Source organism: Bowmanella dokdonensis (assembly GCF_017254865.1).
Classification (GTDB): domain Bacteria; phylum Pseudomonadota; class Gammaproteobacteria; order Enterobacterales; family Alteromonadaceae; genus Bowmanella; species Bowmanella dokdonensis.
Window position 1 is genome coordinate 1 of record NZ_JAFKCV010000425.1, and the last position, 281, is coordinate 281.

Genomic DNA, 281 nt, shown 5'->3' on the forward strand with positions numbered 1-281 from the left:
CGGTAAGCCAAAGGTGGGATCTGCGCGACGACAAACATAACGCCTAATGCTAAGGTCAGACGGATCAGCTGGCGCTTGATTAAATCCCAGTCCTGGCCGCCGGCACTGTAGATCACAAACAAGCCGACACCCATCAAGGTGAGCAAACCCAGCAACAGCGGCAGGTCAATATGTATCTTTTGCCAGATACTGCGCTTATTCGGGTCTAACTTGGTTTTCTGCATAAGACTCAAGTGGGTGGATAGTGAAGAAATAATCCATTATTTGGCGTGCAATTGGCG

The 281-nt window shown here is 49.5% G+C and carries 1 pseudogene; it reads right to left on the bottom strand.

Going from position 1 to position 281, the window contains the following annotated elements:
• Positions 1–224 (bottom strand): annotated as a pseudogene (locus tag J0A66_RS23160) (rod shape-determining protein RodA); the annotation flags it as partial.
• Positions 225–281: the final 57 nt, after the last annotated feature.